Origin of the sequence: Martinezella lusitana (assembly GCF_014207095.1) — a bacterium.
GTDB classification, from domain to species: Bacteria; Pseudomonadota; Alphaproteobacteria; order Rhizobiales; family Rhizobiaceae; genus Rhizobium; species Rhizobium lusitanum_B.
Genome location: NZ_JACHBG010000006.1, coordinates 57,823 through 81,356 on the forward strand (window position 1 = coordinate 57,823; position 23,534 = coordinate 81,356).

Genomic DNA, 23,534 nt, shown 5'->3' on the forward strand with positions numbered 1-23,534 from the left:
CGCGTCCAAGTGATGCAGATGAGCCGCCGGGCACGATTGCGCGGCGGCTCACAACAATGACATTTGACGGCGGATTCTTGCCGATCAACTATTTGAGGTCAGGCGCCCACTAGGCTCCTCACCGAGCCGTCGGACCAGACCGTCCGTCCACCCCGGATCGCGCTGCGCAGGCGCGGTACCCGACCGCGTTCCGCAATCACCAGATCGGCGCGCATCCCCTTGGCGATGCTGCCGCGATCATGAAGGCCCAGTGCTTTTGCCGGATTTGCGCTTGCCAATGCGACCGAAGCGGCAAGGCCGCCCTCGCCGATTTCTGCCAGGGCAATGACTGCGGGCAGAATGGCGGAGGGGTGATAGTCGCTCGCCAGTATATCCAGCACGCCGGCTTCGTAGGCCTCGCGGGCCGAAAGATTGCCGGAATAGGACAGTCCTCGCAGCGCATTTGGCGCGCCCATGGCGGTCGCCAATCCCAAACGCTTGGCTTCCGCGGCTGCAGCGACGTTGATTGGAAACTCGCTGATCGCGGCGCCGAGGCCGTGCAGAAGCACCACCTTCTCGGTGGTATCGTCATCGTGGGACGCGAGCACGACATCACTCTGCCGCGCCAGCTCCGCCAGCCCGTTGATGATATCCATGCTGTCGCCGTGCTCGGAGCGGGCGGCCATGCGTTGCTTGACCAGTTCCGCCGCCTGGGTCTCGCTGATCTTCCGTGCTTTGGCGGTGTTGGCGATATGCAATTCTATATCGCGATATTGTCCCTGGCCCGGTGTGTGGTCCATGAGTGAAATCAAGTGGAGCGCCCCGGCATCGATCAAGGCTCTCGCCTCCTCAACGGCGGGCAGGAAGGTCACTTCGAAACGACCATGGACCCGATGGTCTATCAGCAACTCGTCCCGCATGGCGGCGAGTGTCTCTATCATCGCGCGGGTGTTGGCTACCGAGCGGACATGGCCATAGGTGGCCGGCGTGAAGGCAACCGCGGCATAGGCCGTCGTGACGCCGCAGGCGGCAAGTTTCTTGTCGAGATCGTACACGCCGAGCTCGATCGGCATGCGGACGTTGACGCGAGGCTCGACGTCTTTCTCGATCATATCGCCATGCATGTCGACGAAACCGGGAAGTAGAAGCCGGCCGCGGCCATCTATCTCGGCCTCTTCGACCGGCCTTTCGCTGATGTCAGCAATCAGCCCATCCTCGATCCTGACGGCGCCACGCTCGATAACGCGATCCTGCAATACAATCTCAAAATTACTCAACCACATCGTCTTGCTCGTCCTCGATCTTGATGGCTTCCAGATGCAATTCTCGGTCGATCAAAGCCCTTACATCGTCCGGGTGGTGAAAGACACCGATCATCGCAACGCCGGATGCCTTGAGCTGTGCCAATCTCTCCACCAGTGCGCGGCGGGCGGCATGGTCGAGCGATGCCGTCGGTTCGTCGAGCAGCAGCAGGCGCTGCGGCAGGATGAGAGCGCGCGCAAGATTGACTTTCTGCTGCTCGCCACCGGAGAAGGTCGAGGGATAGGCCGACCAAAGCTGTCTTTTCACGCCGAAGGCATCGAGCCAACGTCGGGCTTCGGCCAAAGCTTCGCCATGCGCCCTGCCGGCAAGTCTCAGCGGCTCGGCGACGATCTCTTCGGCCGCAACGCGCGGGCGGGCGTTGAGGAACTGCGTGACGAAGCCGATCTCCCGACGTCGTAGTACTGCAATATCGACGTCGGCAGCGGTCGCAAGATCGATGATGCCTTCCTGCGTGTGATAATAGACGTGGCCCGCGCGCGGCAGGTAGGAGCGATAGAGCGTACGCAGCAGCGTCGATTTGCCCGCACCGTTCTCGCCCTTCAGCAGAATGAACTCACCCGCATTCAGCTCGAAATCGATATTCTCGAAGGCGAACAGCGTGCGCTTGAGGTGATGCATCTCGAACTGCTTCGAAAGGCCTTCGACGCGCAGCACCGTCGGTTTGGTCTGACGGGCGGAAACCTGGATATTCATCTTTCTTTCCCTGTCAAAGCTTGGCGTGAACGAGCTGTTGCGTATAGGCGTGCTGCGGATCCTGGAAGATCTGGTCGGCGAGACCCTGTTCCACGACCATGCCACGGCGCATGACCATAACCCGGTCTGCCATCGTACGGATGACACCAAGATCATGCGATACCAACACCATGGTAATGGAACGCTCGCGCTGCAGCCGCTTCAGCGTATCGAGAACCAGCGCCTGAACGCTGACATCGAGGCCGGTCGTCGGCTCGTCGAGCAGCAGAACGGCCGGTTCGAGCGCAATCGCCTTGGCGAGCTGCACGCGTTGCTGCATGCCGCCGGATAACTCGTTCGGCCTGGCATCCATACGCTCGATCGGAAACTCGGAGGCGTTGAGCGACTGGCGCGCTCGGTCGCGCAGCTCTGCGAAGTTGCGATTGCCGGCGATCAGCAATCGCTCAGCCACGTTGCCGCTGCTAGTATGGTTCATCAGCAGGCCAAGATGCGGATTCTGGTAGACGATGCCGATATGATGGGCGCGCAGCATTCGCCGCTCGAAGCGATCGAGCGTGAAGAGGTTACGGCCCTCCTGGCCGGGAAGGGCGAGATTGTAAGTGCCGGTATCCGGCGTATCCTCAAGGTTCATCATTCTCAGAAGGGTCGACTTGCCAGAGCCGGATTCGCCAACGATGCCAAGGACTTCGCCCGGATAGACCGTAACGTCGACGCCGCCGAGTGCCGTGACGTCACCATAGTTGCGGGCAATGTCGCGCATGGTCAGGATGGGCTGCGCCATCATCAGTCGGGGCGGCTGGCGGGTCAACTCTGTTGATTGAGTGGGATCAAGCGCGACCATCAGTCCATCTTTCCATTATTGTACCATGTTTCGCCGATCGCGACCGGTTCTGCTTCCGATTTTCGGATGTGCTTGACGCCGAAGTGGCTGTCGGACAGCTCGTATTGCGAAGAGCCGTCGTCCTGCGGAAGCTCATTCATGAAGAAGCCTGTGACATTGCTGCGGTAGCAGGTCTTGTCCTGGTGATCTTCGACGCGGTAGGGCACATCGTCGAAGACAAGCGGTTCGACGCTTGTATAGGGCGGCACGGCAAAGATGCGCTTTTCGCGCCCGGCCGACAGGATCGTCAGATGATCAGCCTGATTGAGTTTCGGCACGTCCCAGCGCGGAATGGGCGACGGCGTCATGACGTGACGGCGGTTGACCATGCTCGGATAGCTCGATCCCTGCATGATACGCCCCGATTTCACGAGCTGTTCGTAGAGCACGAGCCATAGTTGCCCGTAATCGGCATCGCCATGCATTTCGCGGGCGACGGACAGGTCCGGCTGAACGGCGCGCAACGGTTCCGGGTCCGGAACCTGCAGCACGAGGATCTGGTCTTCGCGTAGTTTTTCTTCCGGGATGCGGTGGCGGGACTGGATGATGGTGGCCGCCATCGTGTCTTCGGTCTCGACCGCTCCGCCAACGCGCCCAACGAATTTGCGGATGCTGCTGGCATTGACGGAATCGTCGGACCCCTGGTCGATGACTTTGACCACAGAGGTCGGCTTTAGAAGTGTCAACGTCACCTGCAGGCCGCCGGTTCCCCAGCCGCGGGCAATCGGCACCTCGCGGCTGGCATAGGGCACCTGATAGCCAGGCACCGCAATCGCTTTTAGAATACGGCGGCGCATTTCGCGCTTGGCGGATTCATCGAGAAAGCCGTAGTTGAAAGCCACCCAAGGCTTCGTGAGCTCCTGAAGCTTCATAGTGCGACCTCCTCCTGCCGGGCGGCAGGTTTCTCGTTAACGGCAGTCTTGGCTGCATCAGCGCTCTTGTCCGCCTTGACGCGACGCAGCGCATCCAGGCTCGACTGGAACGTGACGTAGTGCGGAAGCTTGAAGTGGATGCAGAAGCCCGAGCTTTCGACCGGTTCCGTGTGATATAGGACGAATTCCTCGTTGGCCGCCGGATGCGGATTGGGCTGGCTGGAAGCGAGATCGAGCGTCGCAGCCGCAATCACCTTCACCTCGTTCCAACCGAAGGTGGCGGAGAAGCCCAGCTCCAGCTCTCTCGCCTTGGATATGACCTCGGTCTGGCTGACGCGGACGCGGCCGGCGCTGAAGACGGTGCCGCAGGGGTGACGCATCCGGACCGGCGCTTCGGCCAGACGCAATTCGTTGACCGTCGGATGCACGGAACTGTAGCCGCGCATGGTGGCATAGCCGAGCGCCAGGGTTCCCCCGGTGTCGGAGCGCGCGAGGCTCTGCAGTCTATGTGCCCTGGCCGCGGGAAACAGCAGCGGCTCGCGTGTCAAATCGGGAATGTCGTCAGGCGTAACGTCCTGGTCTGCGTGCTCGGGAATGAGCCCCTGCGCTTTCTGCCAGCTGGTCAGAGATGGCTGGGTCGCAGGGGCCGGTTTTGCTGCCGGAATAACCGGTTCCGGCACATAGTCTTCGCCCTTCAACACGTCGACCTGCAGCAAGCGGTGCGAGTAGTCGAGCGTCGGGCCGAGGATCTGGCCGCCGGGGATGTCCTTGAAGGCGGCGGAGATACGGCGAACGGTGAAAAGATCCGTCTGGCCAACCGGCTCGGCGACCGCGATACGGGGCTGCGTCGTGCGATAGGCGCGCAGCAGGAGGATGGCTTCATAGAGATCGCCGCCTGCCTGTGCCAGCGCCAACGCCGCGAGATCAGGCTCATAGAGCGATGCCTCACCCATGACGCGGTCGATGAGATAGGGGAGGCCTGTTCGAACGGCCTCGACGCGCTCGCGAGTAATCGGACCGAGATCGCTGCGGAAAAGTCTTTCGGCCTGCTCGATGGCATATTCGCCGCCGCGGGTTGCTACATAAGCCATCACAGCACCTCGATTTTCGTTGAACGGGGAATACCGAGCAGACGCTTGCCGTCGACCAGATAGAGATCCCAGCCGAGGGGATAGCGGATCGCTCTTGCGCGCATTTGCCAGAAGGCGGGATCGACGCCATCGATATCGATCGTGATGCTATCCCTGATGCCGGGACCGGAAAGACGCAGCCGCTGTCCGGAACCAAGTCGCGCGGGGGCAAACAGCGTCGCTGCATCGTCCGGATAGGCGAGGCTGCCGATGCGCAGCGAGGCGAGGACTTTGAGCTTCTCGGCAGAGTCGATTGCCGCGAAGACATAGTCCGCCTCGGCAAGCGGCGCCGGGCGGGCGCCCGTTGCGGTCAGGACGGAGCTCAAAGAGGCGTCGTCTTCGCAATGGAAGCTGCATTCGCGATCGAGCAGGCTCTCCGCGAGGCTCCAGAAACCCTCTTCCGACATGTCGCGAGGCTGGCCGGGCCGGCTGAGAGCCCACATGAGATCTTCAAACGTGGCATTGGTGCGGGTATCGTCCACGGTCGGTGTAAGGGAATGTGCCATGGTCAGAATGTCTCCATTTGCACGCGGGTCGCTTCGACGTTTCGCAGTCGCTGGCTGTCTTCTTCCCGCTGACGGTCGTGCTCGGCGTTCAAAAATTCGAGAATGATGTCGGCTCGATGATTGCTGGCAATTGCCGCATCGATGATCGCCATTGCCATGGCATGCTCGAGGTCGCGGCCAATGATGGCGCCATAGCCTTCTACGGACTGTCCCGGCACGCGGATATGCGCTTCGGATACAAGCACTTCGCCCAGGTGAAAGGCGGTGCCCTGGACGGTATCCGTCAACGGAAGCATCACAAGGCCGGTACGGTTGACGACAACGTCGACGTCGCCAAGCGTGTCGAGCATCTGTTCGGCGGTGGCCTTGATGTTTGTCGGACGGCTTGCTGCGAGAATCTCCAGGGTCTGCGCATGGGCATAGGATGCGCCGACCGGATCACCAGTCTTCTCCTTAGTCATCGTCTTTTCCTTGGCACTTAGGGGTCGCTTGATGCCGGCGATGGGTCACCGGAAACATTCGGATGATTACTATAATCATCCGAATGAATTGTCCATCTCGTTTTGCTTTGAGAGACGAGATTCCTCGAACTGGGCGAAGCGCTCAGTCGTCACGCCGGCGCAGCCATTCGGCTGTGATGCGGCTTGCGTCCCACGCGGCGGCCGCCGGCGTCTGTCCCTGCAGCAAAGCGAATAGAAATGCGCCTGCGAAGCGGTCGCCCGCGCCGATCGTGTTTGCCGTAGCAATCCTCTCGGCCGGTTCGACCTCTAATGCGCTTGAACCGTCGAACAATGTGATTGGGCGCGGACCATCGGTAAGGACGAGCATTTTCAGGCGTGGGCCGGCGATTGCGGCCGCGCGCTGCCAGGCATGAGCAAGATCGTCTGGAAGGTCGTCACGAGAGGAGATGACATAGTCCGCCGGGCGCGGCGTCGCCGGCTTGAGTGGAAATTGGGAGAGAACTAGCGGTTGCGCACTGATCTGATCGACAATGTGCCCATCAAGGGTAAAGGCATTGATATAGACGCCTGCGCTCGACAGCTTCCCCGGAGCGGTTAGGGGATGCGCCCGGCCGGCCGGTGCGATGATCGTCCGCTCGCCGTTGGGCTCCAGGAAAATTTCCAGCGGCGCGGTTTCTCCGGGGGCCATCATTATATAGTCGGTGTCGAAACCGGCGGAGGAAAGCGATGTGAGCGTGGCTTGCCCTTGCTCGTCGTGCATCAACCGCGAGACGAGTGCGACGTCGGCTCCCAGTTCCAGAAGCTGCTGGCCGGTATAGTAGGCGCCGCCGCCAAGCCGGGTTGTTCGGGATGAAAACTGCATCCGGCCGCCCCGGATCAACGGGGCATCCAATTGCCATATGCGGTCGTGATTTACCGATCCGATTACGATTATTCGGGGCATGCTTTACCTATCTGTCGTCAATGCCTGGTGCTAACGCGTCCACGATGAAACGCTGCGCCAGTAGGAAGATCAAGAGAACGGGAACGATCGATAACAGGCTTGTCGCCATCAACGGACCCCAAGCTCGCTCGGCGCCTTCGAGATCGGCAAAGACGGCAATGCCTGTCGTGAGCGTCTTCTTGAAAGCGTCGTCCAGCACGAGCTGACCCCAGAGATAAATGTTCCAGGCGCCCATGAAGGAAATTACCGAGAGGGCCGCAATTGCCGGGATGACATTCGGAACGCCGATCTCGAAAAATTGCCGCCACAGGCCGCTCCCATCGATCCGGGCCGCCTCGAACATCGAGCCCGGCAGCGATCGAAAGGCTTGCCGCATATAGAAGACATAGAAACCGATATAGGGAATCGACGGGATGATCATCGCCCCATAGGTATCGACCGCCTGGAGTTTTACCACTGCGATATAGGTCGGGATGATCGCCAGCACATTCGGAAAGGACATGGTGGCGATGACGAACCAGAACAGCGTCTGCTTCCCTTTGAACTCTAGCCGTCCGAAGGCGAAACCCGCCGGGATCGCGAGAATAAGCTTTCCGGCGGTGATAAGGCTTGCCGTGAGGATGGAGTTCCACAGCCACATCCAGATGGGATGGCGGCTGGCGGCAATGGTGAAATTCGCCAGCGTCGGATTTTCCGGCCAGAGGCGCACGGTCTTTGCCATGATCATGTCGTTCGGCGTGAAAGCCGCGGCCACCATCCAGACAAGCGGAAATATCGTGACGATGCAGATTGCCATGAGCACGACGTGCAGCAGCAACCTGTGAAGCTTATGACCGATATTGCTCATCTGTAATGCACCCGCTTCTCGCTGACGCGGAACTGCAGCCATGTAATGGCGAGTACGAGAGCTATGATGATAACGGCAACGGCGCTGGCAGGGCCGAACTGGAAGAACATTAGGCCTTGTTGCCACAGGAAATACAGAAGGCTCGAGCTTCTGCCCGCCGGTCCGCCATGGGTCAGGACATCGATGACGCCGACGATGTCGTCGAGGACATGGAAGAAGGTCGTGACGCTGATGAAGAAGGCGGTCGGCGTCATCAGCGGCAGGCTGATGTTGAAGAAATGCCGTGTCGAGCCGGCGCCGTCGAGCTGTGATGCCTCGCGCAGTTGTTTCGGCAGATTTGCCAGCGCCGCCAGCCATAAAAGCATGTTGAGGCCGAAGGTCTTCCAGAAGGTAACAAGGCTGACGCAGAACAAAGCAAGGTTCGGATCAGTGTGCCAACGCGACGGCGGAAAGCCGAAGTAGCCCAGGACTTCATTGAGCAAGCCATTGACTGGATTGAACAGCCAGGACCAGGCGACACCCGCAACGGAATAGGCCACGATTGTCGGCAGGAACAGGCTGCCGCGATAGAGCCCCTGCAAGGGATTCTTGCGCACCGAATGCAGCATGACGGCAAAGATCAAGGGGATTATGATCTCCGCGGGGGTGAGGACGATGCAATAAAGAAGCGTATTCCAGGCAGCCAGACGGAAGTCGGAACTGCCGAAAATCGATGCATAATTGTCGGCACCGACAAAGCGGATATCTGCGGATAGCAGATTCCAGTCGACGACCGATAGCAGCATAGAGGCGAGGAGCGGTCCGTAGAGAAATATCGCCACGGCAAGCACGGCCGGCCCCACGAACAAATAGGGGGCCAGCGATTTGAAACGGAATGGCATGATACGAAGCCTATGCCGAAATCAGCCCTGCAAGCTCGTCGTGAGCTCCCTTGATGCCGTCGGTAACTGTCGTTTCCTTGAGCAGCATACGCGCAACCCATTTGCGCCAAACCGCCTGACCTTCGAGGCCGCGCTTGCCCGGCCAGATCGTTTCTGCGGTCAAACCGTCCGCCAGTTGTGCGGCCGCGGGCTTCATGAACTCGTTGATCAGCGGAATGTCGTGCTGCGACGTGTTGAGATAGCCGGTCTGGGACCAGAGTGCCTGCCCTTCCTTCGAAGCACAGAATTCGAGGAAGGCAAGCGAAGCCTCCGCCTGTTCCTTGTTGCGGGTGTAGACGGCGAGGAAATTACCACCGCTGTTCATCTTGCGCGGATGTCCTGCAAGGCCGGGAAACTTGGTCGTGACGGCCTTGGCGGCGCCGAACGGGAAGGAAATCGCCGCCGTCGAACTGGTCGTGCAGATGGCAAGCGCGCCGGACTGGAACGCGGCGACCTGTTCCTTGTCGCCAACGGGCAGCCAGAGGCCCTCATGGGCCGGCGCGCAATATTCGCTCATGCCGGCAATTGCTTCCGGGCTGTTCAGGGCGAGCTTGCCATCGGGATCGATGATGAAGCCGCCGGCATTCTGGATGAAGGATTGGCTCGTCCATTCGTTGTTGGACAGCGAGATCGGCGAACGATAGGTCGGATGCTTGCCTTTCAGGGCCGCATCGAGCTTGCGTGCGCTCTCGCAGAGCCACTTGGTGTCCGGTGTTTCCGGAAGGTTGGGGTCGAGGCCGGCAGCCTTCCACATCTCGCTGTTGATATAAGTAATTGGCGTCGACATGGCCCAGGGAAGGCCGATGACTGCGCCATCGATCGTGACCAGCGGTAATACGGAGGAACGAAAATTGGCGAGAATGACCTCAGCCTTCGCAGCATTGATCTCACGCAGATCACGCGCGCCGAGTGTGCGCTTGGCAAAATAGCCGAACTTCCAGCCGGTGATCATCATGGCTGGCGGTCGACCGGCAGCGACGCTGGCGACAGCCTTGGCCGTGACGGCTTCATAGTCGCCATCGAACCGGTTGGTAACGGTTACGCCTAGGTTCTTTGCGTTGAACGCATCGACGACTTTTTGGAACGGCTTGTCGGGACCCCAGGTGCTCGAAATTTCAATCGCCGCATCGGCAGAACGGGCTTTGCCGGTCATTGCGATCGATGTGCCGATGACTGCGGTCGTACCCGCGATGAATTGCCGACGATTAAGCGCTACCATTATATCCTCAATATTCGAATGAATAATAAAACATTCGAATATCTATCTAATGGGCGCAGGTGACACTCATGTGAAGATCTCAAAGCCTAACCATGAAATATGAGAGGAAAATTTGGCTTTGATGGCTCCCTTCAGGATGATGATCGCCGGAGAGAGATTGAAAACCAATGCTGGAGCCGATATATGACATTCGAATGACATCATAGAATTCGGATGGGTGGGCATGGAAAAAAAACTGCTGCATGGGCAATGGCAACAGGTTGAGAGCGATATCGCCGAGGATATTCTGACCGGCCGTCTGTCACCCAAGGCGCAGCTTCCCACCGAGGCGGATCTGATGGAACGCTTCGGCGTTGGGCGCCACACCATACGGCGCGCGATTTCCCGGCTGGAGAGCCGAGGGCTCGTGTTGGTCGAGCAAGGGCGGGGAACCTTCGTAAGAGACAGCCGCCTCGACTACCGCCTGTCGGAGCGCACGCGGTTTTCCCAGAATCTGCTCGATCAGGGCAGGGAGCCGCTTGGGCAGGCCATTCACGAAGAGGTAGTGCCTGCCACCGAACTGATTGCCGAAGCCTTGCGGCTTCCCCAAGGCGAGCCGGTCTATCATATCGTCAGACGCGGCTTTGCCGATGAAGAGCCGATAAATTTTTCGCATGCCTACTTTCCGGTGCGCCGTTTCCCTGGTTTCGATGAGGCGCGACGCAGCGGGCGAAGCGTGACGCTTATCCTCGCCGAGTATGGCATCCCCGATTATATCCGCCTGCGCACGGACATCATCGCTCGCTTGCCGACAAATGAGGAGGCAAAGCAGCTATGTCAGTCGGCATCGCAGCCGGTGGTCGCGCTAAGGAAGGTGGACGTGGACCTCAAGGGCACACCGATCTCCTATTCCGAATCCATATGGCCGGGTGAGCGTGTGCAGTTCTCCATCGACAATACCAGCCAGCTTCTGGATGTGCTGGCGCGCGCCGATGCGGGCTGAACGGAATTCGCTCTGCGCGTTTGCTTCCGAGCCGTTGTGAATGACGCTTCCGCACTGATGTGCTAAACATACTAGCCTCTCAAGCGCGGGGGGACGATGTTGATGTTGGAGGCGGACAGGCTATTCGCCGGCTCGATACCGGAAAACTACGACCGCTATATGGTGCCGCTGATTTTCGAGCCTTATGCGGCAGACATTGCGCGGCGCGCCGACTCCCTGGCGCCGAAAGCGGTCTTGGAGATTGCCGCCGGAACCGGGGTCGTGACACGCACCTTGGCGCCCAAACTCCCTGCTGATGCAACCTATGTTGCGACCGACCTCAATCAGCCGATGCTCGACCATGCGGCGCTGCGGCAACCGTCCGACAGCCGCGTCACATGGCGGCAAGCGGATGCCATGATGCTGCCCTTTGAAGATGCGGCATTCGATCTCGTCCTTTGCCAATTCGGCGCGATGTTCTTTCCCGATCGTACGGCTGCCTATCGTGAAGCAAGGCGCGTCCTGATGCCCCGGGGACATTTCCTGTTCAACGTGTGGGATCGTCTCGAGGAGAATATTTTCGCAGATGATGTGACGAACGCGCTCGCCAGGTTGTTTCCGAACGCCCCACCGCGCTTTCTTGCCCGCATGCCGCACGGCTATCACGATCTGGAGGTGATCCGCAGGGATCTCGAACAGGCGGGTTTCTCACGGGTGCAGATAGAAACAACAGCCGCCGAAAGCCGCGCGGCGTCGTCGCAGCTGGTGGCGTCTGCTTATTGCCAGGGAACGCTTCTGCGCAATGAAATAGAGGCGGAGCAACCCGGAACGCTGTCGGCTGTGACCGACTATGTCGCGGCAGCAATCGCAGACAGGCATGGCAGCGGCGAGATTGCCGCGAAAATTCAGGCGCATGTTGTCCTTGCCATTGCATGAAGCTCGTTCCGGCTGTTGGCACGGTGTCAGCGACGAATTAACGGAGAAATAACTATATTTCCAAGCAAAGCGGTCGATTTGTACGTTCGGCGAGAAGTTGTTATATCGCGCGGAGTACGGAATAGAGATCCAAGGCAATGTATACTGGGATTTCTGGTGGATTCTCATCAAAACGCACCTGGCAGTCGAATTGCCGGCGGTGACGCCGGTAAGTCCTCTCGCGTGATTTCCAATCTCCAGGTCCTGCGCGCGCTGGCCGCCTCCTCCGTGGTGGTTGCGCATGCCATGCATGAGACAGCAAGCCTGTCCGACGCGGCGGGTCGCGTGCCGATCGACGGCGCCACATGGAACCTCGGCTTCGGGGTAGACATATTCTTCGTACTATCTGGCTTCATCATGACGCATACCGCCGCAGCCGAATTCGGCAAAGGCGGCGCCCCGCTGCGGTTCTTTCTGCGGCGCTGCGCGCGGGTGGTTCCACTTTACTGGTTGTTGACGAGCGTGCTGTTGCTTGGTGCCGCCATTGCGCCGTCATTGCTCAATGTGCCGATCGGCGATGCTTCGCATGTATTGGCGTCCTACTTCTTCATCCCCTCTGGCCGTGGGATTGATGAGATCAGGCCTGTGCTCGCTCTCGGCTGGACCCTGAACTACGAGATGCTGTTCTACGTATTCTTCGGGCTGGCGCTGATCCTGCCGATCCGGCTTGGAATCTTCTGGCTCTCGGTGCTGATGGTGAGCTTGGCGCTCATCGGCAATGTGGTTTCTCCACAGCAGGTACAGCTGGCTTTCTGGACGAGTCCGATCATCCTGGAATTTCTGTTCGGCGTCTATGTTGCGTTGATCTTTCGCAGCGGCCTGCGGATCGGCATCTGGCCGGCACTGGGCATGATGGCGATCGGTCTTCTCGGCTTCGTGCGCTTCTCCGCCATCTGGGAAGATGATGTTTTGCCGCAATTCCTGCGAAGCGGCCTGCCGGCGGCCCTGTTCGTCCTCGCCGCTGCGATTGGTCCGGCCCTACCGTCCGGGAGGATTGTGGTGTGGGGTATTGCGCTCGGGGATGCCTCCTACAGCCTCTACCTCTCGCATCCCTTCATCCTGCGACCGCTGCGCGCCATCTGGGAAAAATTCGTCGGAGATCAGCTTCCGCTCGGCCTCTTCGTTGCGTGCGGCGCCATCACCACAGCGATATTTGCTCTTGCGCTCTGCAGGTTCGTCGAGAAACCGCTCACGGCTTTTGTGCAGGGTTTTACGCGCCGGCTGGGACGGCCGAAAGCTGCGGGGGCTGCCCGCGCGCCGGGTGCCGACACCGAAAGCGCGTAGAGCCGGCGCGCCGAACTCCTTCAATGTGACGCTGAACTGCGTCGGCGTGCTGTGCGATAGGCCGAAACGGCAAGGACCAGCGTTGCGACAAGGCCAAGTGCGCCCGCAACCATGGCCGCCGAGGCGAAGCCGTGCGTGGAGGCCTCTTTGAGCAGGCTCTGGAAGGTTTCCGGGGCTATGGAAAGGCCGACCGGCATCTCATGCCGTTGGACGGCAACGGCGGCGAGTGTGGCGGCATGTTCGCTGCCGGAGCCCGTCAATGTGCCTTCCAGGGATGCAGTGGCGCGTGTGCTCATGATGGTTCCAAGAAGGGCTATACCGATGGTCATGCCACCCTGTCGCAGCGCGTTCATGGTTGCGGAAGCGGCACCGGTTCGTTCGCGTGGGGCGCTACCCATCGCGGCAGCACCTGTCGCGGGAACGGCTACTCCCAAGGCAATACCAAGCAGGGTGAATGCCGGCGCGACGATCCAATAGGGTGTCGTCGGCGTGAATGAGGTCATGGCCAGCATCGAAACGCCAAGGATGATATAGCCCGCAATCATGAGCCGGTTCATTCCGAAGCGTCGGCTCAGTTTGCCGAAGATGGACGAGGCAAACAACATGGCGGCGAAGACCGGCGCCATGCGCCAACCTGCATCCGTCGCGGTCCAGCCCTGCCCCTGCTGAAGAAAGAGCGAGAACAGGAAGAGGCTCGTGTAACCGGAGAAGCCGAGCACCAGCGAAGCGAAATTGGCCGAGGCGAACGGCGCTTGCCGGAAGAGATCGACCGGAAAAACCGGACGTGACGCACGAAGTTCCACGACGATGAAGAGCACGAGGGAAATGGACGAGGTGAGGAGCGAGAAAATCGTTTCGCGGGCATACCAGCCGGCGTTGCCGGCATTGATCAAAGCGAAGGTCAAGGACCCCAGAAAAGCGATGCTCAGGAACTGGCCTGCGGGATCGAGCGCGGCATGCTCGGGATTGGCGCTCTCCTCTATGCCCAACAGGCCGAGCGAGATCGTGACCATGCCGATCGGAAGATTGACGAGAAAGATGCTGGCCCAGCCTGCATGATCGACGAGAAGGCCACCGAGCATCGGGCCGAGGATGAGGGAGACCGCGCTGAAAGACGACCAGCCGCCGATGACGTGAGCCCGTTCTGCGGGATCCGGAAAGGCTTGCGTCAATATGGATAGCGCGCCTGGAATTACCAAGGCGCCCGCAACGCCCTGCAGGGCGCATCCTGCAATTAGCGTCTCCAGGCTATGCGCAGAGGCGCAAACTGCCGAGCCGACTGTAAACAGCGCCACGCCGATGAGCCATATCCGCTTACGCCCATAGCGATCAGCCAGAGGGCCGGCGGACAACATGAAGGCCGAAAGGCACAATGTGTAGGTGCCTACGACCCATTGCAGGCCCGAAAGGCCGATGCCGAGGTCGGATTGAATTGCCGGGAGGGCAACGCTGACGATGCTGATGGCAAGCGAAGCCATGAATGTGCCGAGATAAACGGCGGCAGCGGCGACGGATCTGCGATTTACTGTCATTTATTGAAGGCCTATATCTATGATATATAGATATTAATGCATTCCGACCGACCGTCGGTCAATACGCGTTAGGCTTCCAAGTGCGGAACGAATGTGTCATCACTCGACTCGCGGCTGAACAACGGAAGGGCGGTAGAAATGGCAATCGGGACGCGGTCCGCGAGAACTGGTCAAACTCAACTGCCGCGGAAACGATTGATGCTTCCGGCGGAGGTTCGCGTCGACGATCTGATGACGGCCGCGGCGGACCTTTTCATCGCCAAAGGCATCGAGGCGACGACCGTCAACGATATCGTGGAGCTTGCGGGCGTCGGCAAGGGAACTTTCTATCACTACTTCGCCACCAAGGAGGATGTGATCCTTGCCCTACGCGAGCGCTTCTCGCGAGACTTCACGAAGAAGGTCGCCGACGCTCTGGCGCAGTGTCCGGGTGACGATCATCGTGCTCGTTTCGCGACGTGGCTGCGTGGAACGGTCGAGGCCTATATCGCCAATTATGAGCTTCACGATGTGGTCTTTCACGAATTCCGCCACAGCAACAGGAATTCGAAGGAGAAGGAAATCGTCATCGCCCAGCTTTCGGCCTTGCTGGGTGAAGGCGCTAAAGCCGATGCTTGGTCGTTGCCGGACGTGCGCGCGGCCGCGATCGCCATCTATGACGGCATGCACGGCGTCGTTGATGATGCCATTGCTACCGGCAACGGAGATGCCGGGGCAATCTGCGACCGGCTGTCCTTGCTCTTCGGCCGGATCCTTGTCGCCTGATTTTCCGATCGTCGGAGAGTAACTCCGTGATGATGCGGCGTCTGGATTACTCGGCCCATTCGTGATCGGTCGTGAAGGCGATCGTCAGCCAGCGGTCGGGACTTTCATCGCCGATCGCCTCGCCAATCTCGTCGCGAATGCGATCCCATTCCTCGAGCTTCTTCGCTGGGTCGTCCTTCGGCACGATGAAATAGAGTTCTATCTGTTTACCGCGACCGACCCGCGCGACATAGGCGCGATAGGATTCGAAATTATAGCGGCGCACCACGTCGGCGGCGACGCGATCGACATGCTCACGCAGCGCCACGGGCGTCACGAGCAGGATGTCGGCGAATGCCTGCTTGATCGTTCCAAGCGGCATCGGAATGACGACGAGGCAGACGACCGCCAGCGCCAGCGGGTCGACATAGGGCGACATCCATTCCAGCGTCGTGCCTTGAATGGCGAAGCCGAAGATGAAGGCGAGGAGCAGGGCTGTGCTCAGGCTGCCGGTCATGACCCAGGCCTTGGCGTCCAGCGCGATGAAATTGGAGCCGATCTCCTTGTTCGCTCTTCTGGCATAGGCAGCCATGAGGAAGGCTATGATCATGGTCAGCACAGCGTAGATAATGGCTTGATCGAATGAGAGGTGCCGGCCACCCGCCATGATGCTGCCGATAGCATTGATCAGCGCATAGATCGCCGCACCGGTCAGCAGGATGCCGTTGAGGCCGAGGACCATGGGCTCCAGATGCCAGAAACCCATGGTGAAATGCTTGACGAACCTGCCCGTGCTTGCATTGCTCGTGGCGGCGGTAATGATCAGGTTGGAGACGATTAGTGCAACGATCGTCATGATCGCGTCCGTCAGGGCATAGATGCCGTCGAAGACGATGGCATAGGAACCAGACAAAAGCCCGAATACGATGCCAGCGGCCGCAAGAACGAACGTTATGATGATGGAAATGCGCAGCACGCTTTGTTCAGTGGTCACTCTTCGATCCTCTTGAGGGATATCCGGCATGGATTTCGGGCAAGATCATAATATACGGCAGGTTTAGTGCTTTCATGCAGGGAACCCATAGGATTGACCGATTGACGGGCGGCCGTGTTTGTCGGCTGTCGCTTGGGCCATCAAGAATGGTATCGCCTTGTGCCGTGTCCTTGCTGTCTGAATGCGCTGGGCGTCACGCCAGCCAGCCTTTTGAAATCGCGCGCGAAGTGGAAGGGGTCGAGGTAGCCGCATCTGGTCGCGATAGCGCCGATCTTCTCATCGGTGACGACAAGGAGCCGCTTTGCGGCACTGACACGCTCGTGGCGCAGCCAATCGAGCGGTGTCGTCCCCATTCTCTGCCGGAAGCGGCGAAAGAGCTGCGCCTGGCTCAGATTCGCTGCAGCGGCAAGTTCGCCCACGCTCCAGGGGTGCGAAAGGTTGGCCCGCACGGTTTCCACCACATGCTGCAGCCGCTGTACCGCGCTGCTGAGATCGCCTGCATCCGCTCGTTCGGACACGAGAATTGAGATAAGTTGCGCAAGCAACGCAAAGCAACGGTTCTCTGCCAGGAAGCTACCGGTCTCGACCTCGCGGAGAATGCTCTCGAACAAGGGCCGCAGATCATGGTGCGCTGCGGTCTCAAAGACAGGATTAAGGCCTACGCCAAGATTGTCGAACAGGGTGTCCACCCCGTGACCGACGAATCCGAGCCAGAGATACGACCAGTGGGAACAACGAGGCTCACAGCCATGTGAATACAACATCGAGGAGTCGAGCCAGGCTACGGTTCCCTCCCGCATATGGCTTGACTGGCCGCTGATATGAAGCGCGCCTTTGCCGCTGAGCGTGAGGATCAGCGTATGGTGATTAAACCGGTGGGCGATGGGCGCTTCGGCGGAGGTGCAGGTCCGGCGCCCGGCAGCGAGCAGGAAATAGGGCAGGGCGCGCGACAGCCGCCCCGGGGTCTGAAAGAAGACTTCATCGAGGGCATCTATCTTCGCCGAGGTCGCTTCGTCGGTCATGATCCGCAGATGATATCGGAAGATGAGAGTTTTATCCATATCGCTGCGGCTGCCATCCATGTCTTTCGACGGGTTGGGCGGCTATTCTATGGGGATTAACCGGAGTAGAGGAGGTTCAGGTGGTTACAGCGTCACCCGCATTTGATCCGCTTTCGCAAGCATTCGCAGACGATCCCTATGCGTCTTACAGCGAGCTGCGCGACTGTCCCGGCCCGGTCTATTACGAGCATTTCGATATTTGGCTACTGTCGCGCTACCAGGATGTCGCCGCTGCGGCTGCAGACAAGACGCTGGTCCGCTCGATGGAATACTTTCTATCACCTCAGGAGATAGAAGCGGAGAAGGTGCGTCTGAATTGGCATGACATGCCGAACCATTCGCGCTTCGTGCAGTTCAGCCTGCTGGACTCCGACGGCGAAACCCATGATCGCCTGCGCCGCAAAGTCTTTCGAGAATTTACCCCGGCTCTCGTCGCGCGCCAGCGCGGGATGATCCAGGAGTTCGTCGACAAGCTGCTCGATCGGTTGCTCGATGTCGGAACGATCGATTTCGTCGAGGATCTCGCCTCGGAGGTTCCGGGCCATATTATCGGCTCTGTGCTGGGCGTGCCGGACGAATATGCCGGACAGTTGCGTAAGTGGTCCGAACAGGTCGTGCAATATTTCGATGTTGACCGCAGCGACGAGCGCAAGGCCATCGCCGAGCGTGCGACCACCGAATTCTACGAACTGCTGAAGGAACTCATTGCCGATCGCGTGCGCAACCCGCGCGAAGACCTTCTCTGTCGGCTCACGCAGGCTTACACGAGCGGCGAAATGACCGAGGACGAGCTGGTTTCCACCTGCATGCTGATCCTGATGGCGGGCCACGGCTCGACGATCGATGTGCTCGGCAGCGGAATGCACGCGCTTCTGCAGTATCCGGACGCATTGGCCAAGCTCAGAGACACGCCGGCCGTCATGCCGACTGCGATTCAGGAAATGTTCCGATTTGAATCGCCGCTGCCGTTCTTCCATCGCTATCTGACCGAAGAGAAGATCATTGCAGGAAAGAGCCTGCCGAAGGGCACCAAGGTCGGCTTGCTTTACGGTGCGGCCAACCGCGATCCCGAGCAATTCGAGGCGCCCGACCGTTTCAATATCGAGCGGACGCCCAACCGGCATGTGGCGTTCGGCGGCGGTGCGCATTTCTGTCTCGGCAATCATTTGGCACGGTTGGACATGGAGATCATATTCTCGACGCTGCTGCAGCGTACCCGTTCGATCGAGTTGCTGGACGAGCGTCCTGCCTACAAGCGCGGGCTGTCAGTTCGCGGGCCGCAGCGCCTCAACATCCGTCTTGTTCCCGCTTGAACCGGATGCATAGCGGCTTTCCGCTCGAGATGCCTAGAAAAACAAGAGGATAAGCATTTTCGCTACTTGGAGAAAAGCGAAGATGCTCTGTTGAAAGCATGGAGAATGCAATGAGTGAAGTCGTATTCGTCGATTCCGCCGGTGGGGAGACGCGTGTGAATGCGGAAGATGGCGAAACGCTGATGGCCATCGCCGTCCGAAGTGGCATCGATGGTATCGTCGCGCAATGCGGCGGCGCTTTGGCCTGCGGCACCTGTCATTGCTATATCGACGAGGCTCATCTCGATCTGCTGCCGCCGCCTTCACAGGAAGAGGCTGACATGATCGAGTTCGTAATGGAGCCGAAGCCAAATAGTCGCCTTAGCTGTCAGCTCCTGATGAGCGCCGCCACCGACGGCATGCGCGTCATCGTTCCCGATAACCAGCACTGATCCTGAGGTTTTCGGGCAAGCCGAGACAATCTTTCCGAATTCGACTTTGCCTTGAGGATGGCGCCGGCGATGATGTCGGCGCTTCTCTTGTCGCTATGATTGGCTGGCTTGTCGCAATCCCTCGCGTGCTTGCCGATAGTGAGCCGGATCCGGTATCGGAACGGCAGCCATCAGGTTTCGCGTGTAATCGTCGCCCGGATTTTCGAATATCTGCCGGCGCGTGCCCATTTCCACGATGCGGCCGCCGCGCATGACGGCGACGTGATGCGACATCTTCTCAATCACGGCCATGTCGTGCGAAATGAAGAGATAGGCAAGCCCCATCTGCTCCTGAAGCTCGAGCATGAGGTCAAGAACGCGTGCGCGTACCGAAACGTCGAGTGCGGCCACGCTTTCGTCGGCAACGATCAGCTTCGGTTCGAGCGCCAGCGCCCGCGCAATGCAGATGCGCTGACGTTGGCCACCGGAGAATTCGTGCGGATAGCGGCTTGCAGCGTCCGGCGTCAGCCCGACGCGTTTCAACAGCGCCGAGACGCGATCCTTGCGCTCGGACGCATTACTGACGTTGTGGATGACGAGCGGCTCGGCGATCGCCGAACCCACACTCATGCGGGGATCGAGCGAGGCGTAGGGATCCTGAAAGATCATCTGCGCTGAACGGCGCACCGGCTGCATTTTCGCGGCAGACAGCCCATGAACCTCACGGCCCTCGATTTTCACGCTACCAGCAAAACCGATGAGATTGAGGATGGCCTTGCCCGTGGTGGACTTGCCCGAGCCGCTCTCGCCCACCAGCCCAAGCGTCTGGCCGGCCTTGATCGTGAAGGACACCTCGTTGACTGTCGGTGCAGCAGTCTTGCCCTTGCCGAACAATCCCGTCTTGCCGCCGTAGGTCACACTCAGTTTCTTGACCTCGACGATCGGCGTGGCCGGCGCAGCCATGACCGGAGCGTTTGAAATGCGCGGCGGCTCGTTTGTGCCGGTATGGGTGCCGAGGCGCGGGACGGCAGCCAGCAGTTCGCGCGTATAGGCCTGGCTGGGTTTGCCGAAGACATCAAGCACATCGCCCTGCTCGACGATGCGGCCATGCTGCATGATCGCGACGCGATCGGCCATCTCGGCGACGACGCCCATGTCATGGGTAATCAGCAGGATAGACGTATTGAATTCGTCGCGAAGCTCCCGCATCAGCGTCAGGATTTGGGCTTGCACCGTCACATCGAGCGCCGTGGTCGGCTCGTCGGCGATCAGCACTTTCGGACGGCATGACAGGGCCATGGCGATCATGACACGCTGCCGCATGCCGCCGGAAAGCTCGTAAGGATATTGGGTCAGGCGCTTGGCGGCGTCGTTGATATGGACGGCGTCGAGCATCGACTTGGCGATCTGTGCTGCATCGCCGGCGGTGTCAGCCTGATGCTCGCGAATAGCCTCGATAAGCTGCGCCCCGATCGTCATGACCGGATTGAGCGAGGTCATCGGTTCCTGAAAGATCATCGCCACTTCGCCGCCGCGGATCTGACGCAGGGCGCGGTGCGGAATGCCGACGATATTGCGCCCCTCCAGCAGGATCTCACCCGATGCGACTTTCAGCGAAGCTTTGGGGAGCAAGCCCATGATCGAGAGGGAGGTCACCGACTTCCCGGATCCCGACTCGCCCGCAAGGCAAAGCGTCTTGCCGGGCTCGAGGTCGAAGCTCACATCATCGAGAATGCGCTTCAACCCTTCCGGCGTTCTGGCATCGACGCTGAGGTTGCGGACGGCGAGAACCGCTGAACGGGCGCTTTGATTGCTCACGCGAAGACAATCCTTGGAAAATAGAAGGAAACAACCCAGTTGGGCATATCGACGATTTCGCTGATCCTCAGATCTCCGCAAACCGAGCAGAGCATGTAGGCATCGACCGGATTGAGGCCATGCTCGGCCGCAAGCAGGTCAATCATGCGCATCACGGCTTCCTTTGCCCCCGTCATCAGATCCGGGCCGATGCCTGTGGTGACTTCGTAGCCGGCGCCGTCGAGATGTCGCGTGACAGGTTCGGTGGTCGTAAAGCGCGGGGTCTGAAGGTTGGCGCCCTTAACCAGATCGAGCGTCAATTCGACATTCATCTGGCTTTCGATGGCCGTACCGCAAACTTCGCCATCGCCCTGCGCCGCATGGGTGTCGCCGACCGAGAAAAGTGCGCCTTCCGTTTCGATCGGCAGATAGAGCGTGACGCCCGCCGTCAGATCACGGATGTCCAAATTGCCGCCGACGCGACGGGGCGGGAGAACGGAGTGGAGGCCTGGTTCTGCCGGTGCGACGCCGATCGTGCCGGTAAACGGCTTCAGGGGCACACGACCGCCCGGGCCGAATGCTGAAGGCGCCATGGTGACGCTGTCATACTTCCAGACATGCAGTGCCGGGTCCTTGAAGTGGTCGGCGAGAAGGCCGAAGCCCGGAATATTCGCCGTCCAGCCGTGGCCGATCGGGTGGAATTTGCGAATGGTCACCTTAAGGGCGTCGCCGGGCTTGGCGCCTTCCACATAGACGGGACCGGAGACGGGGTTGATCTTGGCGAAATCCAGATTGACGAGCGTCTCCAGCGTCGCATCGGCGCCCATCTGGCCGCCTGATGAATCCATGCATTCGAACAGGATGGTTTCGCCAGGTTTTGCCGTCAGCGCCGGCGGAAAGTCCCTGTTCCAGCCGAAATGATGCTGCGCGCGATGAATAGTATGGGTGCAGGCGATGCACATGATGGTCTCCGAGTTCAATTCCGCTGGCATTTGGCCCACCTCCCTCGCGGCAGCGAGGGAGTCGGATTGGTCGTCTTCTTGGCTTATTGCTTCACGAAGATCGCGTCGTAGTTGATGACGCGGGTCGGATCGACATAGATGTTGCCCGAACCACCCATGCGCAGCGACTTGGCGACTACACGGCGCTCGTTGATCACGGGTACCCAAGGGGCATCGGCCATGATGTCGGTGAAGATCTTGCCCCAGGCCGCCTGACGCTCGGCAACCTTGGCCGGATCCGACATGGAATCGGCCGCAACGGCGCGCTCGTCCAGGGCCTTGTTGCAATACCACGACCAATTCCAGCCACCTGGAACGGCGCCGGAGCAACCGAGGATCGGGCCGTAGAAGTTGGATGCATCCGGGAAGTCGGCGATCCAGGCCATACCGCCCGACCAGATCATCGGCGCTTCGCCTTCGGTGCCGCCAGCGGAAATGACATTGGCCTGTGCAAGTGCGCGAACCTCAGCCTTGATGCCGACTGCCGCCAGATCCTGCTGGATCGACTGGGCGATGCGCGGCTGCGGATCGGTGTTGGTCGAGTAGAGCACAGTTGAGAATCCGTCCGGGAAACCAGCCTCAGCGAGAAGAGCTTTGGCCTTCTTCACGTCATAGGCAAAGCCCTGGAACGACTTGTCGTATCCCGGCATTAGCGGCGGAAGAACCTGATTTGCTGGTGTCGCGCGGCCGTTCAGGATACGCGTAATGCGATCCTTGTTGACGGCCATGTTGACGGCTTCGCGGACTTTCAGATTATCGAAGGGCTTCACTTTGGTGTTGAGCGTGATGTAGCCGGTATGCAGCTGCTCGCCGTCGACGATCATGTTTGCGCCGTCGGGAGAATTCTTGATTTCCAGGAATTTTGCCGGCGGAATGCCGTCGCCGACGATGTCGACTTCGCCCTTCTGCAGGCGCAGCAGCGCGACGAGCGGTTCCTGGCCAACTTCGACGGTGAAGCTGTCGACATGCGGAACGCCCTTGGCGAAGTAGTCCTTGTTGCGCTCGAAGACGAGCTTCTGGCCGATGGTCCAGTCCTTCAGGATGAAGGTGCCGGAGCCGACCGGCTTCTTGCCGAAGTCGCCATTCGCCGCTTCGACGGCTTCCTTCGGCACGACGGAGGCGAAGTTGATCGCCAGCACATGCAGGAAGGTCGCGTCGGGGCGGCTCAGATGGAAAACGACAGTACCTGCGTCCGGGGCTTCTATGCCCGGAAGGTTGTCGGCCTTGCCGGCCGCCATATCCTCATAGCCCTTGATCGCACCGAAGAAGCCGGCGCCGGGACCTTGCGTCTTCGGGTTGACCGCGCGTTCGATCGAATATTTGATGTCGGAGGCGACGATCTCTCGTCCATTCGAGAACTTCACGCCCTTGTGCAGCTTGAAGGTATAGGTCTGGCCGTCCGGGGAGACGGTGAAGCTTTCGGCGAGCGACGGGACGAGCTTTGCGGTGCCTGGTTCGTAGTCCATCAGACGGGAAAACAGGCTCTTGATCATCGACCAGTTCACCCAATCATAGCCGATGGCCGGATCGAGCGTGGTGATGTCGTCCTTATAGGTAACGGTGATGCTGCCGCCCTGGGTGGGCTGATCGGAGGCATGGCTGGCCAGCGGCGTGAAGGCCAGCATGGCAGCGGTCGTCGTTCTGAGTAACCAGCTTTTGAACATAGGTTAGTTCCCCTTCTTGGTGTGA

The 23,534-nt window shown here is 59.8% G+C and carries 23 protein-coding genes; 6 read left to right on the forward strand and 17 right to left on the reverse strand.

Annotated elements, in window-relative coordinates:
* Positions 1-98 precede the first annotated feature (98 nt).
* The 11 genes from GGD46_RS14935 to GGD46_RS14980 form a co-directional block, all read right to left on the reverse strand.
* The gene (locus GGD46_RS14935) at positions 99-1,262 is read right to left on the reverse strand and encodes an alpha-D-ribose 1-methylphosphonate 5-triphosphate diphosphatase (RefSeq protein ID WP_184705131.1); all 1,164 of its coding nucleotides are present in this window, start codon (positions 1,260-1,262) and stop codon (positions 99-101) included.
* On the reverse strand, positions 1,249-1,995 hold the full coding sequence (locus GGD46_RS14940) for a phosphonate C-P lyase system protein PhnL (RefSeq protein ID WP_184705133.1): 747 nt from the start codon (positions 1,993-1,995) through the stop codon (positions 1,249-1,251). Before GGD46_RS14940 ends, GGD46_RS14935 begins: the two co-directional genes overlap by 14 nt.
* A 13-nt stretch (positions 1,996-2,008) precedes the next feature.
* Complete coding sequence (locus GGD46_RS14945; RefSeq protein ID WP_184705135.1) at positions 2,009-2,836, reverse strand: ATP-binding cassette domain-containing protein; 828 nt, start codon at positions 2,834-2,836, stop codon at positions 2,009-2,011.
* Positions 2,836-3,747 carry an alpha-D-ribose 1-methylphosphonate 5-phosphate C-P-lyase PhnJ gene (locus GGD46_RS14950; RefSeq protein ID WP_184705137.1) on the reverse strand — a complete coding sequence of 304 codons (912 nt, stop codon included), beginning with the start codon at positions 3,745-3,747 and terminating at the stop codon, positions 2,836-2,838. The genes GGD46_RS14945 and GGD46_RS14950 overlap by 1 nt, the downstream gene beginning before the upstream one ends.
* The gene (locus GGD46_RS14955) at positions 3,744-4,838 is read right to left on the reverse strand and encodes a carbon-phosphorus lyase complex subunit PhnI (protein WP_184705139.1); all 1,095 of its coding nucleotides are present in this window, start codon (positions 4,836-4,838) and stop codon (positions 3,744-3,746) included. The genes GGD46_RS14950 and GGD46_RS14955 overlap by 4 nt, the downstream gene beginning before the upstream one ends.
* Positions 4,838-5,383, reverse strand: coding sequence for a phosphonate C-P lyase system protein PhnH (gene phnH / locus GGD46_RS14960; protein ID WP_184705141.1), 546 nt, complete (start codon positions 5,381-5,383; stop codon positions 4,838-4,840). The genes GGD46_RS14955 and phnH overlap by 1 nt, the downstream gene beginning before the upstream one ends.
* 2 nt (positions 5,384-5,385) lie before the next feature.
* The gene (phnG, locus tag GGD46_RS14965; protein WP_184705143.1) at positions 5,386-5,844 is read right to left on the reverse strand and encodes a phosphonate C-P lyase system protein PhnG; all 459 of its coding nucleotides are present in this window, start codon (positions 5,842-5,844) and stop codon (positions 5,386-5,388) included.
* Between the two features lie 142 nt (positions 5,845-5,986).
* Positions 5,987-6,706: a PfkB family carbohydrate kinase gene (locus tag GGD46_RS14970; RefSeq protein WP_246806319.1), complete on the reverse strand. Its 720-nt coding sequence runs from the start codon at positions 6,704-6,706 to the stop codon at positions 5,987-5,989.
* 88 nt (positions 6,707-6,794) lie between these two features.
* Positions 6,795-7,634, reverse strand: a complete 840-nt coding sequence (locus GGD46_RS14975) for a carbohydrate ABC transporter permease (RefSeq protein ID WP_210325577.1) — start codon at positions 7,632-7,634, stop codon at positions 6,795-6,797.
* Positions 7,631-8,515, reverse strand: coding sequence for a carbohydrate ABC transporter permease (locus GGD46_RS33625; protein ID WP_210325578.1), 885 nt, complete (start codon positions 8,513-8,515; stop codon positions 7,631-7,633). The genes GGD46_RS14975 and GGD46_RS33625 overlap by 4 nt, the downstream gene beginning before the upstream one ends.
* A gap of 10 nt (positions 8,516-8,525) precedes the next feature.
* Positions 8,526-9,773: an extracellular solute-binding protein gene (locus GGD46_RS14980; protein WP_184705149.1), complete on the reverse strand. Its 1,248-nt coding sequence runs from the start codon at positions 9,771-9,773 to the stop codon at positions 8,526-8,528.
* Between the two features lie 223 nt (positions 9,774-9,996).
* Between GGD46_RS14980 and phnF the strand changes: the two genes are divergently transcribed.
* From phnF to GGD46_RS14995, 3 genes are all read left to right on the forward strand, one after another.
* Positions 9,997-10,755, forward strand: coding sequence for a phosphonate metabolism transcriptional regulator PhnF (phnF, locus tag GGD46_RS14985; RefSeq protein ID WP_184705151.1), 759 nt, complete (start codon positions 9,997-9,999; stop codon positions 10,753-10,755).
* Positions 10,756-10,857: 102 nt separating this feature from the next.
* Complete coding sequence (locus GGD46_RS14990; RefSeq protein ID WP_184705600.1) at positions 10,858-11,670, forward strand: class I SAM-dependent methyltransferase; 813 nt, start codon at positions 10,858-10,860, stop codon at positions 11,668-11,670.
* 156 nt (positions 11,671-11,826) lie between these two features.
* Positions 11,827-12,993: an acyltransferase gene (locus GGD46_RS14995; RefSeq protein ID WP_313206300.1), complete on the forward strand. Its 1,167-nt coding sequence runs from the start codon at positions 11,827-11,829 to the stop codon at positions 12,991-12,993.
* 20 nt (positions 12,994-13,013) lie between these two features.
* Here the strand turns inward: GGD46_RS14995 and GGD46_RS15000 are convergent, their stop codons facing one another.
* Entirely contained in the window at positions 13,014-14,525 is a 1,512-nt protein-coding gene (locus tag GGD46_RS15000; protein ID WP_184705153.1) for a DHA2 family efflux MFS transporter permease subunit, read from the reverse strand.
* Between the two features lie 198 nt (positions 14,526-14,723).
* On the opposite strand from GGD46_RS15000, the gene GGD46_RS15005 reads away from it, so the two are divergent.
* Positions 14,724-15,290 carry a TetR/AcrR family transcriptional regulator gene (locus tag GGD46_RS15005; RefSeq protein WP_184705155.1) on the forward strand — a complete coding sequence of 189 codons (567 nt, stop codon included), beginning with the start codon at positions 14,724-14,726 and terminating at the stop codon, positions 15,288-15,290.
* Between the two features lie 46 nt (positions 15,291-15,336).
* Here the strand turns inward: GGD46_RS15005 and GGD46_RS15010 are convergent, their stop codons facing one another.
* Together GGD46_RS15010 and GGD46_RS15015 are read right to left on the reverse strand one after the other, a co-directional pair.
* On the reverse strand, positions 15,337-16,263 hold the full coding sequence (locus GGD46_RS15010) for a cation diffusion facilitator family transporter (RefSeq protein ID WP_184705157.1): 927 nt from the start codon (positions 16,261-16,263) through the stop codon (positions 15,337-15,339).
* A gap of 140 nt (positions 16,264-16,403) precedes the next feature.
* Positions 16,404-17,345, reverse strand: a complete 942-nt coding sequence (locus tag GGD46_RS15015) for a helix-turn-helix domain-containing protein (RefSeq protein WP_184705158.1) — start codon at positions 17,343-17,345, stop codon at positions 16,404-16,406.
* Positions 17,346-17,404: 59 nt separating this feature from the next.
* Between GGD46_RS15015 and GGD46_RS15020 the strand changes: the two genes are divergently transcribed.
* Both GGD46_RS15020 and GGD46_RS15025 read left to right on the forward strand, forming a co-directional pair.
* Positions 17,405-18,637, forward strand: a complete 1,233-nt coding sequence (locus tag GGD46_RS15020) for a cytochrome P450 (RefSeq protein ID WP_184705160.1) — start codon at positions 17,405-17,407, stop codon at positions 18,635-18,637.
* Positions 18,638-18,747: 110 nt separating this feature from the next.
* Positions 18,748-19,068: a 2Fe-2S iron-sulfur cluster-binding protein gene (locus GGD46_RS15025; protein WP_184705162.1), complete on the forward strand. Its 321-nt coding sequence runs from the start codon at positions 18,748-18,750 to the stop codon at positions 19,066-19,068.
* A 93-nt stretch (positions 19,069-19,161) separates the two neighbouring features.
* On the opposite strand, the gene GGD46_RS15030 is transcribed toward GGD46_RS15025, so the two are convergent.
* The 3 genes from GGD46_RS15030 to GGD46_RS15040 form a co-directional block, all read right to left on the reverse strand.
* The gene (locus tag GGD46_RS15030) at positions 19,162-20,865 is read right to left on the reverse strand and encodes an ABC transporter ATP-binding protein (RefSeq protein WP_184705164.1); all 1,704 of its coding nucleotides are present in this window, start codon (positions 20,863-20,865) and stop codon (positions 19,162-19,164) included.
* Positions 20,862-21,806, reverse strand: coding sequence for an acetamidase/formamidase family protein (locus GGD46_RS15035; RefSeq protein WP_184705603.1), 945 nt, complete (start codon positions 21,804-21,806; stop codon positions 20,862-20,864). Before GGD46_RS15035 ends, GGD46_RS15030 begins: the two co-directional genes overlap by 4 nt.
* Positions 21,807-21,889: 83 nt before the next feature.
* Positions 21,890-23,509, reverse strand: a complete 1,620-nt coding sequence (locus tag GGD46_RS15040) for an ABC transporter substrate-binding protein (RefSeq protein ID WP_184705166.1) — start codon at positions 23,507-23,509, stop codon at positions 21,890-21,892.
* Between the last annotated feature and the right edge of the window lie 25 nt (positions 23,510-23,534).